Origin of the sequence: Sorangium sp. So ce124, from assembly GCF_051525235.1 — a bacterium.
Classification (GTDB): Bacteria; Myxococcota_A; Polyangia; order Polyangiales; family Polyangiaceae; genus Sorangium; species Sorangium atrum.
On record NZ_CP150312.1, the window covers coordinates 6,470,030 to 6,488,936 of the forward strand.

Below are 18,907 nucleotides of genomic sequence, written 5' to 3' on the forward strand. Positions count from 1 at the left end.
CTAACTCCTCAGGAGATCGGCGTCGTCCGAGCGCATCGTCTTCCGGATGCGGTAGAACGAGAGCACGATCGCGAGACCGACTGCGGCTTCCGCCGCCGCGATGGCGATGACGAAGAAGGTGAAGATCTGCCCGGCGTGATCGTGCGGGTGCACCCGGTTGTACGCGACGAGCGTGAGGTTCACGGCGTTGAGCATCAGCTCGATGCTCATCAGGAGGACCAGGAGGTTCCTGCGCAGCAGGAAGCCGATCGACCCGATCACGAACAGCACCGCCGCGACGACGAGGTAGTACTCGATGGGGACGGACATCATGAGTGCGGCTCCTTCGCCGACAGGGTGGCGTGCCCCGCGAGGGCGCCCGGCTGCGCGGCCCCCTCCGGCTCCGGCGACGCGGTGTCCGAGCCTTCGCCGGCGGGCAGCAGCGTCGGGTCGACCTGCTTGCCGCGGGCGACGGCGACGGCGCCGATCACGGCGACGAGGAGCAGCGCGCCCGAGAGCTCGAACGGCACGATCCCCTTCGTGAAGAGCTCGTGCCCGAGCGCCTCGATGGTCCCGAGCGACTCGGGGGCGGCCGGGATGGCCGCGACCCCGGGCTTCGACGCGCTCGCGACCAGGGCGAGCGCGCCGATGCTGCTCGCCCCGAGGACGCCGGCGCCCACGTAGCGCGGCACCGCGGTGCGGGCGTCGCGCGGCGACGTCGCCGACGGGCCGAGGAGCATGATCACGAAGAGGAAGAGGATGACGATCGCGCCCGCGTACACGAGGATCTGGATCGCGGCGAGGAACTCCGCCGAGAGCATCAGGTAGAGCCCCGCGATGCCGACGATCGACGTGAGCAGGCCCATCGCGCCGCGGATCGGGTTCCTGGCCGCGACCGTGGCCAGGCCGCCGAGCAGGACGAGCAGCGACGCCAGCCCGAAGAAGGCGAACTCGAAGATTTTCACGGCGTGAGCACCCCTGTCGACGAGCGGCCCTTGGTCTGGATGTACGCCTCGAACTCCTTGCGGAACTTCCGGAGGAAGCCGAGCGCGGGCATCGCCGTGCCCTCGCCGAAGGCGCAGATGGTGTTGCCCATGATGTTGTCGGCGATCTCGTGCAGCCGATCGAGCTCCTCGATCGTCCCCTCGCCGTGCACGATGCGGTCGAGGATCCGGTGGATCCACGCGCTGCCCTCGCGGCACGGCGTGCACTGGCCGCACGACTCGTGGCGGTAGAAGCGCATCAGGTTGTGCATCGCGAGGACGGGGCACGCCTTGTCGCTGAGCACGATGGCGCAGCAGGTCCCGAGCATCGTCCCGAGCGCGCGGAACGTGTCCACGCCGAGCGGCACGTCGAGCACGCTCTGGCCGTGCCACGGGTGGAGCGGCGACTTGTCGCTCGGCGCGTTGACGACCTCGTCGGCGCGCAGGATCGGGCACGACGAGCCGCCCGGGATGACCGCGAGGAGCTTCCCGTGCTTCACGCCGCCGCCGTACTCGTAGATGAGGTCGCGGAGCGTGACGCCGACGGCCGCCTCGAAGATCCCGGGGTTGTTCACGTGGCCGCTCACGCCGAAGAGCCGGCAGCCGCCGTCCTTCAGGTGGTGCAGCGAGGAGAGCTTCGAGAAGTTCTCCCCCCCGAGCTCGAGCGCCGTGGGCACGGCCGCGATCGTCTCCAGGTTGTTCACGGTCGTCGGCATCCCGAACGCGCCGAACTGGGCGGGGAACGGCGGCTTGAGCCGCGGCTCGCCGCGCTTGCCCTCGAGCGAGTTGAGCAGCGACGTCTCCTCGCCGCAGATGTAGGCGCCGGCGCCGGTGTGGACGTAGACCTCGACGGGGTAGTCGATCCCGAACGGGCGCTTGCCGAGGTAGCCCTTCGCGCGCGCCTCCTCGATGGCGCCCCAGAGCCGCGCCTTCGAGAGGTGCAGCTCGTCGCGCACGTAGATGTACGCGGCGTGGGCGCCGATCCCGAAGCACCCGATGATGCACCCCTCGACGACGGCGTGAGGGTTCTTCTCCATCAGGGTGCGGTCCTTGAAGGTCCCGGGCTCGCCCTCGTCCGCGTTGATGACGAGGTAGTGCGGCCGCTCGGGCTTCGGGGGCCACGGCATGAAGCTCCACTTCACGCCCATCGCGAAGCCCGCGCCGCCGCGGCCCCGGATGTTCGCCGCCTTCATCTCCTCGACGAGCGCCTCGCGCGTCATCCCGAGGGCGCGCTTCGCCTGCTGGTAGCCGCCGCCCTTCTCGTAGACGGCGAGCTTGTGGCCGTCGGGCGTGTCGTAGTTCTTGGTCAGATAGCGCGTCAGCCGGAGCATCTCGTCACCTCGTCAACCGATCGAGGATCGCGTCCACCTTCTCGAGCGTGAGGCCCTCGTGGTAGTCGCGATCGACCTGCATCATCGGGGCGGTGCCGCACGAGGCGAGGCACTCTGCGGTGCGCAGCGTGATCCTCCCGTCCTTCGTGGTCTCGCCGGCGTGGATCCCGAGCCGCTTCTCGCAGTGGTGGAGCACCTGGTCCGCGCCGTTCAGCGCGCAGCTCAGCGTCCGGCACACCCAGACCTGGTGCTTGCCGACGGGCTCCTTGTTGAAGAGCGTGTAGAAGGTCGCGACCCCCTGGACGTGCGCCGCCGAGAGGCCGAGCTGCTCGGCGACCCAGCGGAGCACCCGCTCGGAGACCCACCCCTCCTGTTCCTGGCAGAGGTGGAGCACGGGGATGCACGCGGCCTGGCGGTTCGGGTAGCGCGCGAGGATCTTCTCGAACTCGGTTCGCCGCTCGGCGGTCAGAGCAAATTGTTCGGTCATGTCGGCTGTTGGCACGGTCCGCTGGCTCCCTGGGCGCGCCGCGCTCGCGGCGTGCCCGCTTCCACATGCAGTCGGGACCCCGCAACGCGGGTCCCTTTCAGCGAGGGTCCGCCCGGCAGACCGGGCGCTACCTCGTGCGCCTCCGATCTGGAGGCGCCTGCCGGAGGCGGACAGCCCCGCGCACCGGCGGCCGGGCATTCGGTTGTCCGTCGTACGGAGCCGTCCCGAGGCGCGGGCACGCTAGTGAGCGACGGTGGTCACTGTCAAGGCGCGCCGGGGGGAAACATAAAGCGGACCACACAAAGCCTACCGCTGCCCAGAAACCGGACGGCTCCCCCCCGAGGTGCTCGTGCCCTCAGTCGTGGCCGTGCCCGCAGCCGTGGCCGTGCCCGCGGCCGTGGCCGTGGCCGTGCCCGCGGCCGTGGTCGTGCCCGCGGCCGTGGCCGTGCCCGCGGCCGTGGCCGTGCCCGCGGCCGTGGTCGTGGCCGTGGTCGTGGTCGTAGACGCGGCCACCCGCCCCGCCCCGCCAGCCCCCGTCCCGCGCCCCCCGCCCCGCCCCCTCCTGGAGCACGTGGCCACGCGGTACTCCCTGGGTTTTCTGACGAAGACCGCGTAGCCTGCCGAGAAGTCCGCAGCGTTCTTCGTCTTTCACTTGAGAACCGGAACGCGCTTCAACTACCCTCGGCGCCCATTACGACGCGCAGGGGCGCGGATATCCGTAGCAGCGAACCCCCCGCCGGAGGTGGTGCGTGTTCTGTCCGAATTGTGGGACGCAAAACTCGGAAACGGCGTCCACGTGCACGAAGTGCGGCTACAACCTGAAGAGCGCGGCCGCGCCGAAGTTCAAGGGCACCATGCTGATGAGTCAGCCGTCCTCCGGGGCGGGCGCGGCGGGTCCGCGCGGGCCGGGGGCGCCTCCGCCTCCGGCGCCTCCGGCCGGAGCGCCGCCGGGCATGGCCGCGATCCCGAGCCCGCCGCAGGGCCTCGCGGGCACGGTGGTCGGTGTCCCGCCGGCGGGGCTCGGCGCTTCGGCGGGGCCTCCCCCTGCCCCGCCGCCTCCCGGGATGGGCTACGGCTCTCCGCCCCCCGGCGGGCAGCAGCCGTCTGGCCCGGCCTTCGGCGGCGCGGCCGCGAGCCCGTCCGGCGGTTATGCGCCGTTCGGCCAGCAGCCCCAGGGCGTCAACCCGCTCGGGGGCACCATGGCGATCGACCAGCTGCCCGGATACGGCGCCCCGGGCCAGCCGCCCGGGGGCGCAGGCGCGCCGGCCGGCGCGTTTCCTCCGCCCGGCGGCTACGGGCAGCCCCCGCAGGGCGGCCCGGCCGGGAATCCTTTCGGACCGCCCCCGGGCCAGGACCCGATGGGCGGCCTCGGCGGCGCGCCTCCCGGCTACGGGCAGCCGCCCGGCTACGGGCAGCCGCCCGGTTACGGGCAGCCTCCCGGCTACGGGCAACCGCCCGGCGGCGCGCCTCCCGGCTACGGGCAGCCGCCTGGCGGCGCGCCTCCCGGGTACGGGCAGCCTCCGCAGCACGGCGCCAGCGGGTACGGTCCGCCTCCGGGCCAGGACCCGATGGGCGGCGGCTACGGCAGCCCTCCGGGCGGCAGCTACGGCGGCCCTCCGGGCGGCGGCTACGGCGGCCCGCCGGCTGGCGGCTACGGCAGCCCTCCGGGCGGCGGCTACGGCGGCTCGCCCGGCGGCAGCTACGGCAGCCCTCCGGGCGTGAGCGATCCCGGCTACGGCGGGTCGCCCGGCGGCGCTCAGATGTCGGCGCCCGGCCAGTTCGGCCAGGCGGCCAGCAACCTGGGCGTGTACGGCGGCGGCGGCTCGATGGCCCCGGGCGCGAAGGGTGAGACCCGCAACCCGGTCACCGTGTGCGTGATCGGGATGGTCTGCTTCCTCTACGCCATCTGGCAGATGTGGGCGATGCTCAACGAGCTCCAGCAGGCGACGAAGGACCCCGAGTTCAAGCCCTGGTACCTCTTCATCCCGTTCCTCAACTACTACTTCCTCTGGGTGAAGGTGCCGGAGCAGGTGACCCGGGCCAAGCAGATGGCCGGCTCGCGCAACCAGCAGGCCGAGGGCATCGTGCTCTACGTCTTCCTCCCGCTCTACGCGCTCGCGAAGGACCTCAACGAGGTCTGGGACCCGAACGCCGCCTGACCCGCGCCGCGGTCCTCCGCCGTGTCGCCGTCCAGCTCGACCGAAGCCCGTCCGCCCGCTCCGTCGGCCCTGTCCCGATGGAGCGCGGCGCACGCGCGCGGCCGCGCCGCACGACTGGGCACGGTGGCGGCGGTGCTCGGGCTCCTCGTCGCCTGCGGCGCCCCGCTCTGCCCGTTCGCGATCGTCACCCGCCACCCCTGCCCCGGCTGCGGGCTCACGCGCGCGACGCTCGCCCTCGCGCAGGGCCACCTCGCGGACGCGCTGCGGCTCCACCCCCTCTCCCCGGTCATGGCGCCGCTCGTGATCGCCGCGCTCGCGTACAACGCGGCGATCTACGTGAAGGACGGCCGCATCGCGGCCGCCGAGGGGATGCAGGGCGCGTGGGTCACGCGGCTCGGCATCGCGCTCGCGATCCTGATGCTCACCGTCTGGATCGCGCGCTTCTTCGGCGCGTTCGGCGGCCCCGTCCCTGTCTAGAGCAAAACGCGACCGCGTCGCCCCATGCCGCGCAGCGCGGCGGTCACCCGCTCTCTAACAACCGCGGACGCGGAGCGCTTCGCCCCTCCGCCGCGAGACCGGGCGCAGGGCGCGCACGGCGTGGGCGCCGCGCCGGGGCCAGCCGCGCTGCGAGCGCGCGAGCGGGGTGCCCGCGGGCACGCCGACGCGCAGCAGCACCTCGTAAGCGCGCTCCAGATCGCTGCCGATCACGTCGAGCTGCTCGTCCGTCAGGCCCCGCTTCGCCTTGGGGAACAGGACGTCCTCCTCCTCGTCGGCGTGGTGGGCGAAAATGTCCCGCAGGAGCCGGAGCCGCGCCTCGAAGCGCACATCGGTCACGCGCGTGCGCAGCAGGTTGTCCGCCGCGAAGCGCGCGAGGCCGTGCTTCTCGTACGCGTCGTGGAGCGGCTTCCTGTCGCCGGCCATCCGCTCGGCACACACCGGGTAGAGGTACGTCTCCTCGATGCGTACGTGCGCATCGATCATCCGGGAGAGCTGCGCGACCATCGATGTCCGGAGGCCCGGGCTGGGCTCGGCGGCGATGCGCGCCATCAGGGCGCTGACTTCGAGATGCTGCTGCTCCAAGAGATCGAGTGCGTCCATGGGGTTCCCCTCGCGTGAAGCTCACCGCCTCGCGCCGCCGCGCTTGAGCAGCGCGTGCACAGCCCCGGATCGCGGTGCCGGGCGGCGCGGTGCAGGCGGCACCGTCGTGGCAAGGAGCGGGCCGGCGCCGGGGCGCGCGGAGCGCGGGCGCTGCCTTGGCTACACCGGCACGCCGGCGAGGGCGTCGCGCATCGCCGAGGCGCTGGGGAAGCGGTGGTCGGGGTGCTTGGACAGGGCCCGCGCGAGCACCTCGTCGAGCACGCGCGGGACATCACGGCGCTCCCGCCGGAGGGGCACGGGCGCGGACCGCACGATCGCGACGAGCACGTCGAGATCGCCCCGGCCCCGGAAGGGGAGCTTGCCCGAGAGCGCGTAGTAGATGAGCAGCGCGGCCGCGAACAGGTCGCTCCGCTCGGTGATCGCGCGGCTCCGCATCGCCTGCTCCGGCGACATGAAGAGCAGCGTGCCGACGAGCGACCCGGGGCTGTCCGGCGTCACGCCGTCGCCCGTGTCGACGCCGGGCTCGTGCGCGAAGCCGAGATCGATGAGCTTGACCGTCGTCGCGCCCTCCCCTGCCCCGGCGCCCCGCGCCCCGGGCACGAGCAGGACGTTGCCGGGCTGGAGGTCGCGGTGGACGACCTTCGCCGCGTGCATCGCCGCGAGGCCGGCGAGGATCTGATCCGCGAGGGCGAGCGCGCGGCCGATCGGCAAGGGCCCGCGCTGCCGGACCTCCTCGCTCAGCGTGACGCCGTCGAAGAGCGGCATCACGAAGAACGGCCGCCCGTCCTCGAGGCGCCCCTCGCCGAGCACGGGGCAGACGTTCGGGTGGTCGATGCGGCGGGCGAGCCGCACCTCGCGGGCGAACCGGCCCTCGATCCCGGAGTCCCCCGCGTGCACGCGCCGGAGCGCCTTGAGGGCGACCGGCTCCCCCGTCGCGGCGCGGCGGGCCGCGTACACAGCGCCCATCCCCCCCTCGGCGATGAGCCGCTCGATGTGCAGTCCGTGCTCTGTACGACCGACGAGCGGGTCGACGGCCAGCCGCCCACACGCCGGGGCCCCCGTGGTGATCCCGCCTACCGCCCCGGCGCCACGCCCCGCCGGGAGCCCCTTCGACGCCCCCCGCTCGCGGCCGGCGTGGCGGACGATCCCGGAACGAGGCAGCTGTCGCTCCTCGGTGGGATCGCGGCCCGCGTCGGCAGGGTCAGGCAGCGCCTCAGCGATCATGGACCTCTCCCTGGCCGAACCGGAGGAGCAACGCAGTTGGGAGCCAGGATCCACGCAGAGAACCTCGTCAGAAATTACCTGACGAGTGTCCATGGACCAGGCCCGCCAAGCAAGCGGATTGGGTGCCTAAACGACCAACGACGTGTGGGTGCACCTCCGGCTTATGTCCCGTTTCTACTCAGTTTTTGCCCGGACGAAGCGAACCGCCCAAGGCGTTTCCGGACGGTCGGGAAAATCCTGAAGGAAATTGCGTCCCGATCCCCGTTACCTTCGCAGCGCACTCATCACTACATGCCGAGGACGACGACGTGGCGAAGCGTCTTGATCTCATTCTCGTGATCGACGTGGAATCGACCTGCTGGGACGGCGACCCGCCGCCGGGCGAGGAGAACGAGATCATCGAGATCGGCGTGTGCCCGCTGGAGGTCGCCTCGTGCCGGCGCCGGGAGCGGCGCTCGATCCTTGTGCGCCCGGAGCGCTCGCGCGTGAGCCCGTTCTGTACGGCGCTCACGACGCTGACGCAGGCGGATGTCGACGCGGGCGTGTCGTTCAGGGACGCGTGCGCGACGCTCCGGAGCGAGCTCAAGGCGCAGGATCGCCTCTGGGCGAGCTACGGCGACTACGACCGGCGCATGTTCGAGCGGCAGTGCCAGTCGCGCGGCGTGCCGCTCCCGTTCGGCCCGAGCCACCTCAACGTGAAGAGCCTGTTCGCGGTGACGCACGCGCTGTCGCGCGAGGTGGGGATGGCCGAGGCCCTGGAGCGCGCCGGCCTGCCGCTCGCGGGCACGCACCACCGGGGCGTCGACGACGCTCACAACATCGCGGGCCTGCTCGCGCACCTCCTGCTGGCCGCGCGGCGGTGACGCCGGCGGCGCCGGCGACGCCGGGCGCTCAGGCGATCGGCGCCGCCTCGAGGGCCTCGGGCTGCGCCCCAGGGACATCCCGGGGCGGCGGATCGCTCGCGGCGGCGCCTCCGGAGGATGCCGCTCGCTCGTCGTCGCCCGCGGCGGTCGCCCCGGCCGCGGGCGGCACGGTCGCCGCGGCGAGGAGGTAAGCGAGGCCCGCGCCGAGCAGCAGGGCGCTGTAGCCGAGGTTCAGCGCGCACAGCGCCCCGAGGGCCATCCCGGTCGCGCCCGCGAGGGCGCAGAGCGCCCAGCACCACGGCAGCAGCGCCGGCGAGACCGAGTCCACGATCTTGACCCCGAGCGGCGCGAGCGAGCCCGCGAGCACGCCGAACGGGACGAGGATCGCGACGGCGAGGATCGCGCGCGGGAAGGCCCCGAGCCCGAGGCCCCACCGCGCGAGCGGCACGAGCCCCACCGCCGAGAGCGCCGCGGCCACGGCGAGCGCCTCCGCCACCCTCCCGGAGACCGCCGTCGCGGCGCCCGGGGGCACCCGGGCGGTGAGGAAGCCGCCCACGCCGGCCGAGACAAGGAGGATCACGAGGACGGCGGGGAGCTCGTGCGCGGGCAGGTCGAGGAGGAGGAGACCATGCCGGAGCACGGCGAGCTCGACGAGCGCAAACCCCGCGCCGATCGCGGCGAAGAACGCGAGCGCTCTGGCGGGCGACGCCGACGACGACGCGAGCGCCGCGGCGTCGTGCGGCGCGAGGCGCGCGCGCAGACGGCGCGCGGCGAGCGCCGGGAGCAGCACGCCGAGCGCGAAGAGCGCCGCGCCGACGGCGAGCAGCAGCGCGAGCGCGAAGAGCGCCGTTTGCCCGGCGCGGAGGGCCCCGACGTCGCCGAGCACCGCGGGCAGGCGGCGCGCCGGGACGGTGTACGCGAAGAACGGCCTGTCGTCGGTGGGCGGCGTCAGATCGGCCTCCGCGGCCGCGCCCTCGGCGGCCGCGCCCTCGGCGCCGCGCGCGGCCACCGCGGAGGCCGAGGGCGCGGCCGCCGCGACGAGCAGGCTGCGGACAGGGGTCGCCGGGCGGTCGGGGGCGAGGACCTCCGAGAACCTGTGCTTGCGGCAGTGGCGGCGGAGGGCGTCGACGTCCTCGCGCGCGAGCGGCGTGCGCCGGGCGAGGAGCGCGGTCTTCTGCGCGGCGCTGCACGCGAAGAGGTGGTCCTTCGGCGCGGCGACGCCCGCGCGGCGCAGCGCCGCGGCCGCGAGGGAGAGCAGCCGATCGAAGTCCGCGTCCGCGCGGACCAGGACGAGCGTGCCCTCGGGCAGCAGGCGCGAGAAGAGGTCCCCGACGCCCTCGAGCGTGAGGAGCCGGCTCTCCGAGAGCGCGAGCGCGCCGGTCGTCGACGCCTCGACCGTGTCGGTCGACGGGATCACGATGTTCCTGAAGAGCAGCGGCGTGCGCCTGGCGAAGCTCCGCCCGTCGCTCACCACGAGGTGGACCTCGGGCTTGTCGAACAGGTTGCCGCTGAACGCGGCGTACTTCCCGCGCATCACCTCGAGGACGCCGCGGTCGCCCTCGACGGCGACCACGTCCTTCTGCCCGGCCTTGAGCGCGACGCGCACGTCGCGCCCGCCCCCGGCGCCGACGACGAGCGCGGGGCCCTGGTCCTTGTGCAGCGCGTACGCCATGTCCTCGGGCTGCGGCGGGGGCGTCGTCTTCGCGTCGAGGATCGGGCTCGCCGCGGCGCCGCCGAGCCGCATCAGCGCCGCGCCGGCCTTCGGTCGATCGACGGTGATCAGCGAGCGCTCGGTCCAGGCCTCGAGCTCGGTCCGGTCGGGCGACGCCCGGCGGATGCCTGCGAGCCGGAGCCACGGGGCGCCGACGTCGCCCGCGAGCAGCACGAAGGAGCCGAGCACGAACGTGGCGACGAGGCCGCCGGGCGCCCGCTCCTCGCCATCGCAGCAGCGCGACCCCAGGTAGAAGAAGATGCCCGCCACGGCGAAGAAGATCGCCGCCGCGAGCGCGGCGCGGGGCGCGCCTGCGCGGAGCGCGCCGGCCGCGGCCAGCCCGCCGAGCGCGCCGCCGGCGAGATCGAGCAGGTAGAGCCGGGGCATCTCGCGCGCCGCGTGCCGGATCGCGGCCGCGAGCGCGAGGCCCGCGAGCGCGAACGGGACCGTGGAGACCGCATAGCACAGCGCGAGCCACGGGAGCGACCCCGGCGCGGGGACGGACAGGGGCTCGCGGTGCGCGAGCAGGATGACCGCGGCGAGGGTCGCGCCCGACGCGAGCGAGGCGAGGATCGCCATGCGGGCGAAGAGCGCCGGCGGGCGGGCGAGCGACGGGACGACGTAGAGCAGCGCGCCGCCCACGCCCGCGCCGACGAGCGACAGCGAGAGCGCGAGGAACGCGTGGGCCTCGCCGAACAGCGCCGCGTAGATCCGCGCGAGCGAGATCTCGAGCAGGACCGAGGCGCACGCGAGGGCTGCGACGCCGCTGAAGAGGCCGCTCCGCTGGGGGACCCGCATGGGCCCGCTCCTACCACAGCGCGAAGCGGCCTTTCACCTCTCTCGACCGAGCGGGGCGAGCGGCCACGGCGCGAGCAGCGGCACAGGGCCGCTCTGGCGGCCCAAACGCGGCTCCGCGGCGCCGCTTTGTCGGATCGCGCGCGCGCACTCGTCGACGGTGAGGCGGCGCGGCCCGTACGCCGAGGCGTTGGCCGCGTCGGCGTCCATCAGCCGGGTCGGCGTGTCGATCCCGAAATCGTCCGGGTGCCCCGGCTCGTCGAGCAGCACGTGGCCGAGCTCGTGCGCCAGCGCGAACGACGCGCGATCCGCGCGCAGGCCGGCGCGATCCTCGATGATCGTGTTCCGGATCGCCCCGCCGTCGGCGAAGATGAACGACTCGCCGATCCGCCCGCCGCCCGCGAAGCTCGGGACCATCACGACGTCCACGGTCGCGGGGTCGCCGTCGTCGAACGCCTTGAGCAGCGCCCGCTCCTCGACCGTGCCCGCGATGGCGTCCGTGTCGCTGAAGTGCTGGAGGCCGTCGTCGAGGTCCACGGCGCCGATGCACGCCGTGAGCGTCGCGTCGGTGCTCAGCGCGCCCGCCGCCGGCGCCTCGATGGTCGCGAGCGCGCCGCCCGGCCGACGCACGAGCACGTCGGTCGTCCCGTAGGCGCCCGCGCCGATGGCCGGGTTGTCGGAGAGGCGGACCGAGAACCCCGCCGCGCCGATCGCCGCGGCGACGGCCCGGGCCGCCGCGTCGGGGCGCGCGCGGGGCGCGATCGCCGCGGTCACCTCGTGGCCGTCGACGCGCACCCGGATCGCGCCGCCGCTGGCCGGCAGGCCGTGGTCGCAGCCGATCGCGAGCAGGTGCGGGCGCGGCGGATCGACGAAGGTGACGTCGAGCGCCTCGGGCGGGCCGAAGCTCACGCCGCACGCGCCCCACAGGGCGTTCGCCCGCTCGACCTCCGCGCGCGCGATGGCGAGCGCGCCCGCGTCGTCCCCGCCCATCGGCGGCGGGCCGCCGGCGCGGGGGCGCACCATGACGATCCGGAGGCGCGCGCGCGTGCGCCCGAGCGGCCCGAGCGGCGAGGAGCGCGGGCCGGCGATGCGGATCATCTGGACCTTCGGCCCGCCGGGCAGGGCGACGACGAGCGCCCCGCCGACCTCGCCCTTCACGGAGCGATCGACGATCATCGGGTGGTTGCGATCGATGTCGTCCGCGACCGCCCGCAGGGGGCGCGTCGATCCGCACACGAGGCCCGGCGGCACGTCGTCCGGGCACCGCACGTGGCCGAGCGGCACGTCGGGCAGGCGATCGATCACCCCGCCGGACGGCGCGGCGGAGTGGACGTCGAGGGTGAGCGGCAGATCCTCGGGCGCGCCGATGACGAGCAGCCGGATCGCGTCGGGATCGTCGAGGTTCGCGAACGGATCGTCGCCGAGCCGGTCCGGGGGCGTCCGCTGCAGCGAGGCGTGGGAGCGCGCCATGTCGATGCGCCGCCCGGCGCCGTCGATCGCGCGCACCTCGAACGCGCTGATCGTCCGCGCCTCGCCGAAGAGCGCGATCTCGCTGCGCCCGGCGCGGACCGCCTGGATCTCGACCCGACGGGCGCCCGCGGGGATCGCCGCGCCGGGCTTGACCGGGCTGCCGTCGACGAGCAGCCGCAGGCCCGCCGGGATCGCCGCGGGCGCCTGGCTCGCCCCGCGCGGCGCGCGCAGCGCGAGGAGCTCCGGGGCGGGCGGCACTCGATGCTGCTCGCCGTCCGGCACGCCGTCGGCGTCGTCGTCGTCCAGATCGACGGCGACCAGCGCGGGCTCGGCCGCTCGGGCGCTGGCCGGGCCGAGGAGCCCGCCGAGGAGGATCGCGAGTGCAGACAGCCGCCCATTCATGTCGTCATCGCCCTGCCCGCTCGCCCTCCCCGGCCAGTCTATCGCGACTCCGGCCGAGCGCAGCCGGCGCGGCGCGATGGGGCCGTCGGGAGCCCTCCGATGGCGGTGCGTCCCGCCCTGCGCCACGTGTCGCGCCATGGTCAGCGTCAGCGCCGTCATTTTCGGTGTCGACGGCACGATCCTCGACACCGTCGATCTGCACGCGGCCGCCTGGCAGCAGGCCTTCCGGCGGTTCGGCCGCGAGGTCCCGCGGGAGAAGCTGCGCAGCCAGGTCGGCAAGGGCGCGGACCAGCTGCTGCAGACGTTCCTCTCGCCCGAGGAGCTCGGCTGGATCGGCGCCGGCATCTCGTCGCTGCGCGACCAGATCTACGGGCGCGAGCTCCTCCCGGGCGCCCGGGCGTTCCCGTGTGTGCGCGAGCTGCTCCAGCGCGTCGCGCGCGACGGGCGCCGGATCGTGCTCGCCTCGCCGACGCCGCGCGGCGAGCTCGACGCGAGCGTCGAGCTCGCCCGGGTGGGCGATCTGGTCTCGTGGACGGTATCGGCCGACGACGCGGACCGATCGAAGCCGCGCCCCGACGTCCTCGAGGCCGCGCTCGATCGGCTCGGCAGCGTCGATCCTCGCGAGGTCGTGCTCGTCGGCGACGCGCCGTCGGACGCCGAGGCCGCGGCGAAGCTCGGCCTCCTCTCGGTGGGGCTCCTCTGCGGAGGCTTCCCCGAGATGGAGCTCCTCGAGGCCGGGTGCGCGGCGATCTACCTCGATCCGGAGGATCTCCTCGCGCGCTACGACGCGTCGCCGCTCGCGCCGCCGGGGGAGCGGCTCGCGTCGTGACGGCGGGAGGCGGCGCGTTCGCGGCGTCTCAGGCTGCAATGTCCTTCAGCGCGAGCAGGCGATGCTTCACATCCGGATGACGGAGGAAGCCGATGATCTCCGTCTCGATCGCGTCCAGGCTCGTACATCGGCGCTGCTCGCCATCGAACAGGTCGAGGCTGACGGGGAACCCGTCGACCGGAACGTAAACCCGGAGCAACACGTCACGGAGGCCGGCTTTCGGAACACGGACGACGAACGTATATTGCTGTCCGGCGTTCACCCGGTAGCCAGGCTCTATGCGCACCTCGATGATCTCCGGCACCAAGGAAGCTTCGATCGCCGCCGCGAGGGCCCGGAGCTTGTGCAACACGTCGGTGTATGCCTTCGAAGGCGCCGCGCGTTCGTCGCTGAGCACGCTCGCGACCTTCGTCTTCAACTCCTCGTCAGTCATCGCCTGTTCCTCCATTCATTCGAAATATCGCGACGAGAGGGAAGTGATCCGACGCGCCCGAGCCGCTTCCCGCAGTGTATGTCCACGGTAACGGTCTCCTGTAGCCGCTCGGCGTCAAGCTCGTGGTCTCGTCATCGGCGGCGTACGCGACGCTGCGCTCTCGGAGCGTAATCGGGCCGCCGCGAAGGGCTCGTCCGGAGACGAGGAGCTGATCGAAGAGGACGGGAGGCCATACGTTGAACGTCGTCCTCGGTCGCGGTGCCTCGTACGCTTCGCCGCATGCCTCGACGGTCTCCCACCAGTCAGGCTCGGCGAGGAAGCGCCACGCCGTATTGTAGAGACAAGCAGGGGCTTCTGCTTTCCACAGACGCGGGTGGAAATACCGTACGCTGCGGAGGCCACCTTCGCCGAACGGCTCCTCGAACGGCTCGGCGTTGAAGTCGCCAAGGACGATCGCGCACGTGTTGCTGGCTCGGGCGAGCCAGTCTCCGAGCGCTCGAGCCGTCTCGCGGCGCTCCTCTGCGGCAACATTCCCCTCCGCGTCGGTGACGCGACTCCGCCAGTGATTCACCGCAAACAGGATGGGCTCGCCACCGTACTTTTCTCGAAGCGTGCATTGCGCGATCAGCCAGCGCGGCATCGCGTTGACCCATGGGCGGTAGGCTTCGGTAGGGACGAGCCTGGCGAAGCGATCGGCTCGCGCCAGCACCGAGAGGCCTGTCCAGCGGCGATCCGCACACGGCTCGAAGAGCCTGATGTATCGGTCACGCAGCCGTTGCTCCAGGAGCTCGAGGATCCGCTCGGTGTGAACCTCGGCCAGCCCGACGAGGTCCGGCCCAGCGCCCGCGAAGAGACCGTCGAGGATCCGCGCGATGGCATCGAGCTTGGCGACCAGCTCTGGCTCGTCCGTGGGGCCATTCTTCCGGGTGCCCGGCTCGTAGAGGTTCTGGACGTTCCAGAAGGCAACGCGCAGGTCGGCCATGACGGGCCGATCCTGAACGCCCGCAACGAGCGGCGCACCCACAATCGCGACGACGACCGCCTGCGGCGCAAGGGTGGCGGCTACCGGGAGTACTCCGACATCAGCACGCTAGCGCCGGCGCGGGAGCCACCCGGCGTCCGGCTCGACGTCGCCCGCCGCACGGCGGAGCGCGCTCACCCTTGGGCGGCGCCGAGGCGCTCCCAGAGCGCCCTCCGCCGCGGCTCGTCGATGGACGACGCGGCGGTCGAGCCGTCGCGGCGCTCCACCGAGTAGACGGCGTCGGGCGGCAGGAGGTCGAGGAGCGCGGGGCTCTCGGTCGTGAGCAGGAGCTGGCGCTGGGCGGACGCGCCGCGCAGGTACTCGAGGAGCGCGGGGAGCGCGGCGCGATCGACGCCCGCGTCCGGGTGCTCGAAGCCCGCGAACACGAGCGGGGGTTCCTGCGAGAGCGCCGTGACCATGGCGGCGAGCCGCAGCGTGGCGTCCGGCTCGTCCGCGGCGGCCCGCCAGCGCTCGCGCCCGTCGCCGTCGACGCCGTGGCGCAGCTCCGGGACCAGGTACCCGCCGGACGAGGACGCGCGGGCGCCGTCGACGTCGCCGATCACCTGGGACAGCCCCGCGAGGAACTGCTCCTGCCATCGCTCCTTCGCGAGCGCGCGGAGGACCGAGCCCCAGTTGTCGCCGCTCGCCTTGAGGCGCCGGGAAGCGCTGAGCTTCTGGGGCGAGCGCAGCGTGCGCGGCGCGAGGGAGTAGAGGACCGCCCGGCGCAGCTCGTCGAGCATCGGGGTGAGCGGTCCATCGGAGAGCAGCGGCAGGACGAGCTTCGTGCCGCTCACGGCGATGGGGGCGACGCCGCGGTACGCGAGCGTGCCGCTGCGCCCCTTGTCCTTGCGCGAGAACCCCTTCGGGCTGCCCTTCAGCCGATCGAAGGAGACCTCGGGCGCGTCGCTGCCGGCGTCGAAGACCTCGCGCAGCCCCGGCTTGACGAGCCGCGTGAGCGCGCTGCGCTGCCACCACGCGGCGGTCTCGCTCTTGACGCGCGCCTCGCCGTCCCGCTCGCCCGGCGCGAGCTGCACGAGCCAGAACCCGTGGCCCTCGGTCCTGGAGACCGCGACCCCGAGCGTGGTGAGCGCGCCGTCGCCGCGAGCGCTCGCCAGCGCGCCGCCGCCGCGCCGGTTCGCCGCCGCCAGATCGAACGCCCCGTTGGCGCACTCGGCGAGGAACCGCACAGCGTCGAGCAGGCAGCCCTTCCCCGAGCCGGGCGGACCGACGAGCGCGGTCAGCGACCCGAGCGTGAGCTCGAGCCCGGGCCCGACGCTGCCGTAGTTGCTGACGTAGACGTGGGTGATCATCGCGGCGCGGAGCCTCGGTTCGAGGACGTCCACCCCCCTGCCGGCGCTGGGAGACCGCTGGCCAGGCGCGCCGGGGAGACCTTCCGGGACGCGGGAGAGACCTTCCGAAACGATGGAGAGACCTTCCGGAACGATGGAGAGACATTCCGGGGCGTTAGAGAGACCCTCCGGGACGCGAGAGAAACGTTCTGGGTGGCTAGAGAGACCCTCCGGGACGCTCGAACGACCTCCGGGGACCCCAGAACGACCTCCAGGGACACGCCGCCGCGCTCCCGGGGTGCGTCGCAGCGCGCTTCCGGGACATGGCGCCCCGCTTTCGGGACATGGCGCCGAGCTCCAGGGACATCACGTCGAGCTCCAGGGACGTCACGTCGGGCTCCCGGGACACCCGGACGGCGTGGGAGAGGTCCCTGGAACGCTACGTCCTTCGCGCCACGGAGAGAGCCTCCCGTCCGGGCAGGCCATCGCCCGTCAAGGGCCGGCGATACGCGGCCGTCGGTCTCGGTACCGTCCTGAAATTCTCCGATGCGCCCCACCCGACGAGGATCATCGAACGCCTCGCCAGCGATGTCCGCAACAAGATCCTTGCGGAAGGAGCGCCGGCCCGCGATGCGAGGCGGTCGCCCCCGCAGGATCGTAAGGCCCGGCACGTAATCGCGCCGGCGCCCCGCGATCCGCGCGCTCTCACCGAGCGCCCTGGAGCCCTTGGAGCGTTCACCCGCGGCTTCCGCCTGAGCCGCTGATCTCGCCGGTCGAGCGTCGCTTCATGAACGCCACCGGCGAGAGCCCCGCGAGCTCACGGAACTCCCTGACCAGGTGCGGCTGATCGCAGTACCCGCTCGCAAGGGCGATCTCCGACCACGACCCGCGGGCGACCTGCGCGTTCGAGACGACGCGCTGGAAGCGGGCGATGCGCGCGTACTGCTTCGGCGAGACGCCGACGGTCGCAACGAAGGCGCGCCGCAGGTTCCGCGGGCTGACGTGGAGCGCGCTCGCCGTCTCTTCCACGGTGACCCCTCCGAGCGAGAGCTTCCGGAGCGCAGCGCGCGCGACGGCCGCCGACGCGGGCTCGAACACGTCGGGACCGAGCATGCGGCCTTCGAGGGCGCGCTCGATCGCCGCCAGGCGAGCTCGCGCGGGGTCCAGCGTGACGCCGGTCCCGACCGCCACCAGCTGCTCGAGCAGGGCGTCGGCGCCTCGGCCCCAGAGATCGCGCGCAGGGACGATGCGATCGACGAGCTCGTCCATCGGCACACCGAAGAAGGGGTACGCGCCGCCGGGTCGAAAGATCACCTGCACCGCGAGCAGGAAGCGCGGCACGCGCTTGTACACGGCGCGCGTCTTGGGCCCGAGGACGACGAGGTCGGCGCGGTCCGCGTCGAGCAGGCGAAAGACCAGCGACGTCGTGCCATCGGGCAGCAGGTCGAGGTGCGTGATCGGCGGCGCGCTGGCGCGGACGGCGACGACGAAATTGCGGAGCACGCGCGACGCCGGCGCGCCGACCTCCGGGCGCGGGGCGCGCCGCGCGATGCTCTGTTCGATCGATCCCAGCACGACGCGATCGTGCGCTCGCTCCGGGCCGCCATCAACCCACCCGGCCCCGTCCCGGCCGTTTCCTCCAAGATTGCACGCCGGCACGGGCGCACGGTGCGGTCCAGCGAGGGCTCTTCAGACGGGGCCCCAGGAGGACCACGATGAACCTCGATCACTACGTCACCCTCGGCCGCTCCGGCCTGCGCGTCAGCCCCCTGTGCCTCGGCGCCATGACCTTCGGCGAAGACCACGGCTTCGGATCCAGCGTGAAGGAGTCCGAGGCGATCCTCGATCGCTTCCTCTCGCGCGGCGGCAACTTCATCGACACCGCCAACGCCTACACCAGGGGCCACTCCGAGAAGATCATCGGCGATCACCTCGGCCGCCACCCGAGCAAGCGCGACCGGGCGGTGGTCGCCACCAAGTTCACAGCCAACCTCTACCTCGGCGACCCCAACGGCGGCGGCGCCGGGAGGAAGGCCATCTTCGCGCAGTGCGAGCAGTCGCTGCGCCGCCTGCAGACCGACTACATCGATCTCTACTGGATGCACGTCTGGGACAAGCACACGCCCATCGAGGAGACGCTGCGAGCCCTCGACGATCTGGTGGCGGCCGGCAAGGTCCGCTACGTCGGCGTCTCCGACACGCCGGCGTGGAAGGTGGCGCAGGCGCACGTCCTGGCGGGCTCCCGCGGGTGGGCGCAGTTCATCGCGCTGCAGATCGAGCACTCGCTCCTCGAGCGCACGGTGGAGGGCGAGCTCATCCCCATGGCGCGCGAGCTGGGCCTCGGCGTCACGCCCTGGTCGCCCCTCAAGAGCGGCGTGCTCACCGGGAAGTACACGCGGGAAAACGCCGGCAAGCACAAGACCGATCGCGGCCCGTTCGTGCTCTCCGCGCTCAGCGACAAGGCGTACGCGATCGTCGACAAGCTCGTCGAGATCGCCGGGGATCTCGACACCACGCCGGCGCGCGTGGCGCTCGCCTGGGTGGTGGCCCGGCCGGGCGTCACGTCCACCATCATCGGCGCGCGCACGCTGGCGCAGCTCGACGACAACCTCGCCTCCCTGGAGGTCAAGCTCGCGCCCGATCAGGTGGCCGCGCTCGACGCGCTCTCGGCGCCGGCGCTCGACTTCCCCGCCGGCTTCCTGCGCATGGCCGGCGCGTTCATGAACGGCGGCACGACGATCAACGGCGAGAGCGCGCCGGCGTGGCCGATGGCGCCGAAGAACGACGGCGAGCGGTACTGACCACGCGCCGAGCGCCCGGGTCGGGGCGCTCG

The 18,907-nt window shown here is 73.3% G+C and carries 18 protein-coding genes; 6 read left to right on the plus strand and 12 right to left on the minus strand.

Annotated elements, in window-relative coordinates:
- Genes nuoK through nuoE form a run of 4 tightly spaced genes read right to left on the minus strand, consistent with a single transcriptional unit; the run spans position 1 to position 2,780 of the window.
- Positions 1-312 carry an NADH-quinone oxidoreductase subunit NuoK gene (gene nuoK, locus WMF19_RS24110; RefSeq protein ID WP_437901286.1) on the minus strand — a complete coding sequence of 104 codons (312 nt, stop codon included), beginning with the start codon at positions 310-312 and terminating at the stop codon, positions 1-3.
- Positions 309-944, minus strand: coding sequence for an NADH-quinone oxidoreductase subunit J family protein (locus tag WMF19_RS24115; RefSeq protein ID WP_437901287.1), 636 nt, complete (start codon positions 942-944; stop codon positions 309-311). The genes nuoK and WMF19_RS24115 overlap by 4 nt, the downstream gene beginning before the upstream one ends.
- Positions 941-2,293: an NADH-quinone oxidoreductase subunit NuoF gene (nuoF, locus tag WMF19_RS24120; RefSeq protein WP_437554936.1), complete on the minus strand. Its 1,353-nt coding sequence runs from the start codon at positions 2,291-2,293 to the stop codon at positions 941-943. The genes WMF19_RS24115 and nuoF overlap by 4 nt, the downstream gene beginning before the upstream one ends.
- Before the next feature lie 4 nt (positions 2,294-2,297).
- Positions 2,298-2,780, minus strand: coding sequence for an NADH-quinone oxidoreductase subunit NuoE (gene nuoE / locus WMF19_RS24125; RefSeq protein ID WP_437330887.1), 483 nt, complete (start codon positions 2,778-2,780; stop codon positions 2,298-2,300).
- Between the two features lie 349 nt (positions 2,781-3,129).
- On the opposite strand from nuoE, the gene WMF19_RS24130 reads away from it, so the two are divergent.
- From WMF19_RS24130 to WMF19_RS24140, 3 genes are all read left to right on the plus strand, one after another.
- Positions 3,130-3,396 (plus strand): hypothetical protein, encoded by a 267-nt coding sequence (locus WMF19_RS24130; protein WP_437901288.1) that lies wholly within the window; start codon positions 3,130-3,132, stop codon positions 3,394-3,396.
- 133 nt (positions 3,397-3,529) lie between these two features.
- A complete protein-coding gene (locus WMF19_RS24135; protein ID WP_437901289.1) occupies positions 3,530-4,939 on the plus strand; it encodes a zinc ribbon domain-containing protein in 1,410 nt (469 codons plus the stop codon).
- A gap of 123 nt (positions 4,940-5,062) precedes the next feature.
- On the plus strand, positions 5,063-5,416 hold the full coding sequence (locus WMF19_RS24140) for a DUF2752 domain-containing protein (RefSeq protein WP_437901290.1): 354 nt from the start codon (positions 5,063-5,065) through the stop codon (positions 5,414-5,416).
- A gap of 54 nt (positions 5,417-5,470) precedes the next feature.
- On the opposite strand, the gene WMF19_RS24145 is transcribed toward WMF19_RS24140, so the two are convergent.
- Together WMF19_RS24145 and WMF19_RS24150 are read right to left on the minus strand one after the other, a co-directional pair.
- Positions 5,471-6,037 (minus strand): hemerythrin domain-containing protein, encoded by a 567-nt coding sequence (locus WMF19_RS24145; RefSeq protein ID WP_437330890.1) that lies wholly within the window; start codon positions 6,035-6,037, stop codon positions 5,471-5,473.
- A 159-nt stretch (positions 6,038-6,196) separates the two neighbouring features.
- The gene (locus WMF19_RS24150) at positions 6,197-7,261 is read right to left on the minus strand and encodes a serine/threonine-protein kinase (protein WP_437901291.1); all 1,065 of its coding nucleotides are present in this window, start codon (positions 7,259-7,261) and stop codon (positions 6,197-6,199) included.
- Between the two features lie 308 nt (positions 7,262-7,569).
- Between WMF19_RS24150 and WMF19_RS24155 the strand changes: the two genes are divergently transcribed.
- Entirely contained in the window at positions 7,570-8,124 is a 555-nt protein-coding gene (locus WMF19_RS24155) for an exonuclease domain-containing protein (RefSeq protein ID WP_437330892.1), read from the plus strand.
- A gap of 28 nt (positions 8,125-8,152) precedes the next feature.
- On the opposite strand, the gene WMF19_RS24160 is transcribed toward WMF19_RS24155, so the two are convergent.
- Together WMF19_RS24160 and WMF19_RS24165 are read right to left on the minus strand one after the other, a co-directional pair.
- On the minus strand, positions 8,153-10,633 hold the full coding sequence (locus tag WMF19_RS24160; protein ID WP_437901292.1) for a hypothetical protein: 2,481 nt from the start codon (positions 10,631-10,633) through the stop codon (positions 8,153-8,155).
- Positions 10,634-10,666: 33 nt separating this feature from the next.
- Positions 10,667-12,640 carry a hypothetical protein gene (locus tag WMF19_RS24165; RefSeq protein WP_437901293.1) on the minus strand — a complete coding sequence of 658 codons (1,974 nt, stop codon included), beginning with the start codon at positions 12,638-12,640 and terminating at the stop codon, positions 10,667-10,669.
- Between WMF19_RS24165 and WMF19_RS24170 the strand changes: the two genes are divergently transcribed.
- Positions 12,639-13,331, plus strand: coding sequence for an HAD family hydrolase (locus WMF19_RS24170; protein WP_437901294.1), 693 nt, complete (start codon positions 12,639-12,641; stop codon positions 13,329-13,331). The genes WMF19_RS24165 and WMF19_RS24170 overlap by 2 nt on opposite strands.
- A 28-nt stretch (positions 13,332-13,359) precedes the next feature.
- Here the strand turns inward: WMF19_RS24170 and WMF19_RS24175 are convergent, their stop codons facing one another.
- From WMF19_RS24175 to WMF19_RS24190, 4 genes are all read right to left on the minus strand, one after another.
- Positions 13,360-13,779 carry a hypothetical protein gene (locus WMF19_RS24175; protein ID WP_437901295.1) on the minus strand — a complete coding sequence of 140 codons (420 nt, stop codon included), beginning with the start codon at positions 13,777-13,779 and terminating at the stop codon, positions 13,360-13,362.
- Positions 13,757-14,746 carry an endonuclease/exonuclease/phosphatase family protein gene (locus WMF19_RS24180; protein WP_437901296.1) on the minus strand — a complete coding sequence of 330 codons (990 nt, stop codon included), beginning with the start codon at positions 14,744-14,746 and terminating at the stop codon, positions 13,757-13,759. Before WMF19_RS24180 ends, WMF19_RS24175 begins: the two co-directional genes overlap by 23 nt.
- 173 nt (positions 14,747-14,919) lie before the next feature.
- Positions 14,920-16,095 carry an AAA family ATPase gene (locus tag WMF19_RS24185; protein ID WP_437901297.1) on the minus strand — a complete coding sequence of 392 codons (1,176 nt, stop codon included), beginning with the start codon at positions 16,093-16,095 and terminating at the stop codon, positions 14,920-14,922.
- 714 nt (positions 16,096-16,809) lie between these two features.
- Entirely contained in the window at positions 16,810-17,649 is an 840-nt protein-coding gene (locus tag WMF19_RS24190; protein WP_437901298.1) for a helix-turn-helix domain-containing protein, read from the minus strand.
- A gap of 140 nt (positions 17,650-17,789) precedes the next feature.
- On the opposite strand from WMF19_RS24190, the gene WMF19_RS24195 reads away from it, so the two are divergent.
- Positions 17,790-18,875 carry an aldo/keto reductase gene (locus tag WMF19_RS24195; RefSeq protein ID WP_437901299.1) on the plus strand — a complete coding sequence of 362 codons (1,086 nt, stop codon included), beginning with the start codon at positions 17,790-17,792 and terminating at the stop codon, positions 18,873-18,875.
- Positions 18,876-18,907: the final 32 nt, after the last annotated feature.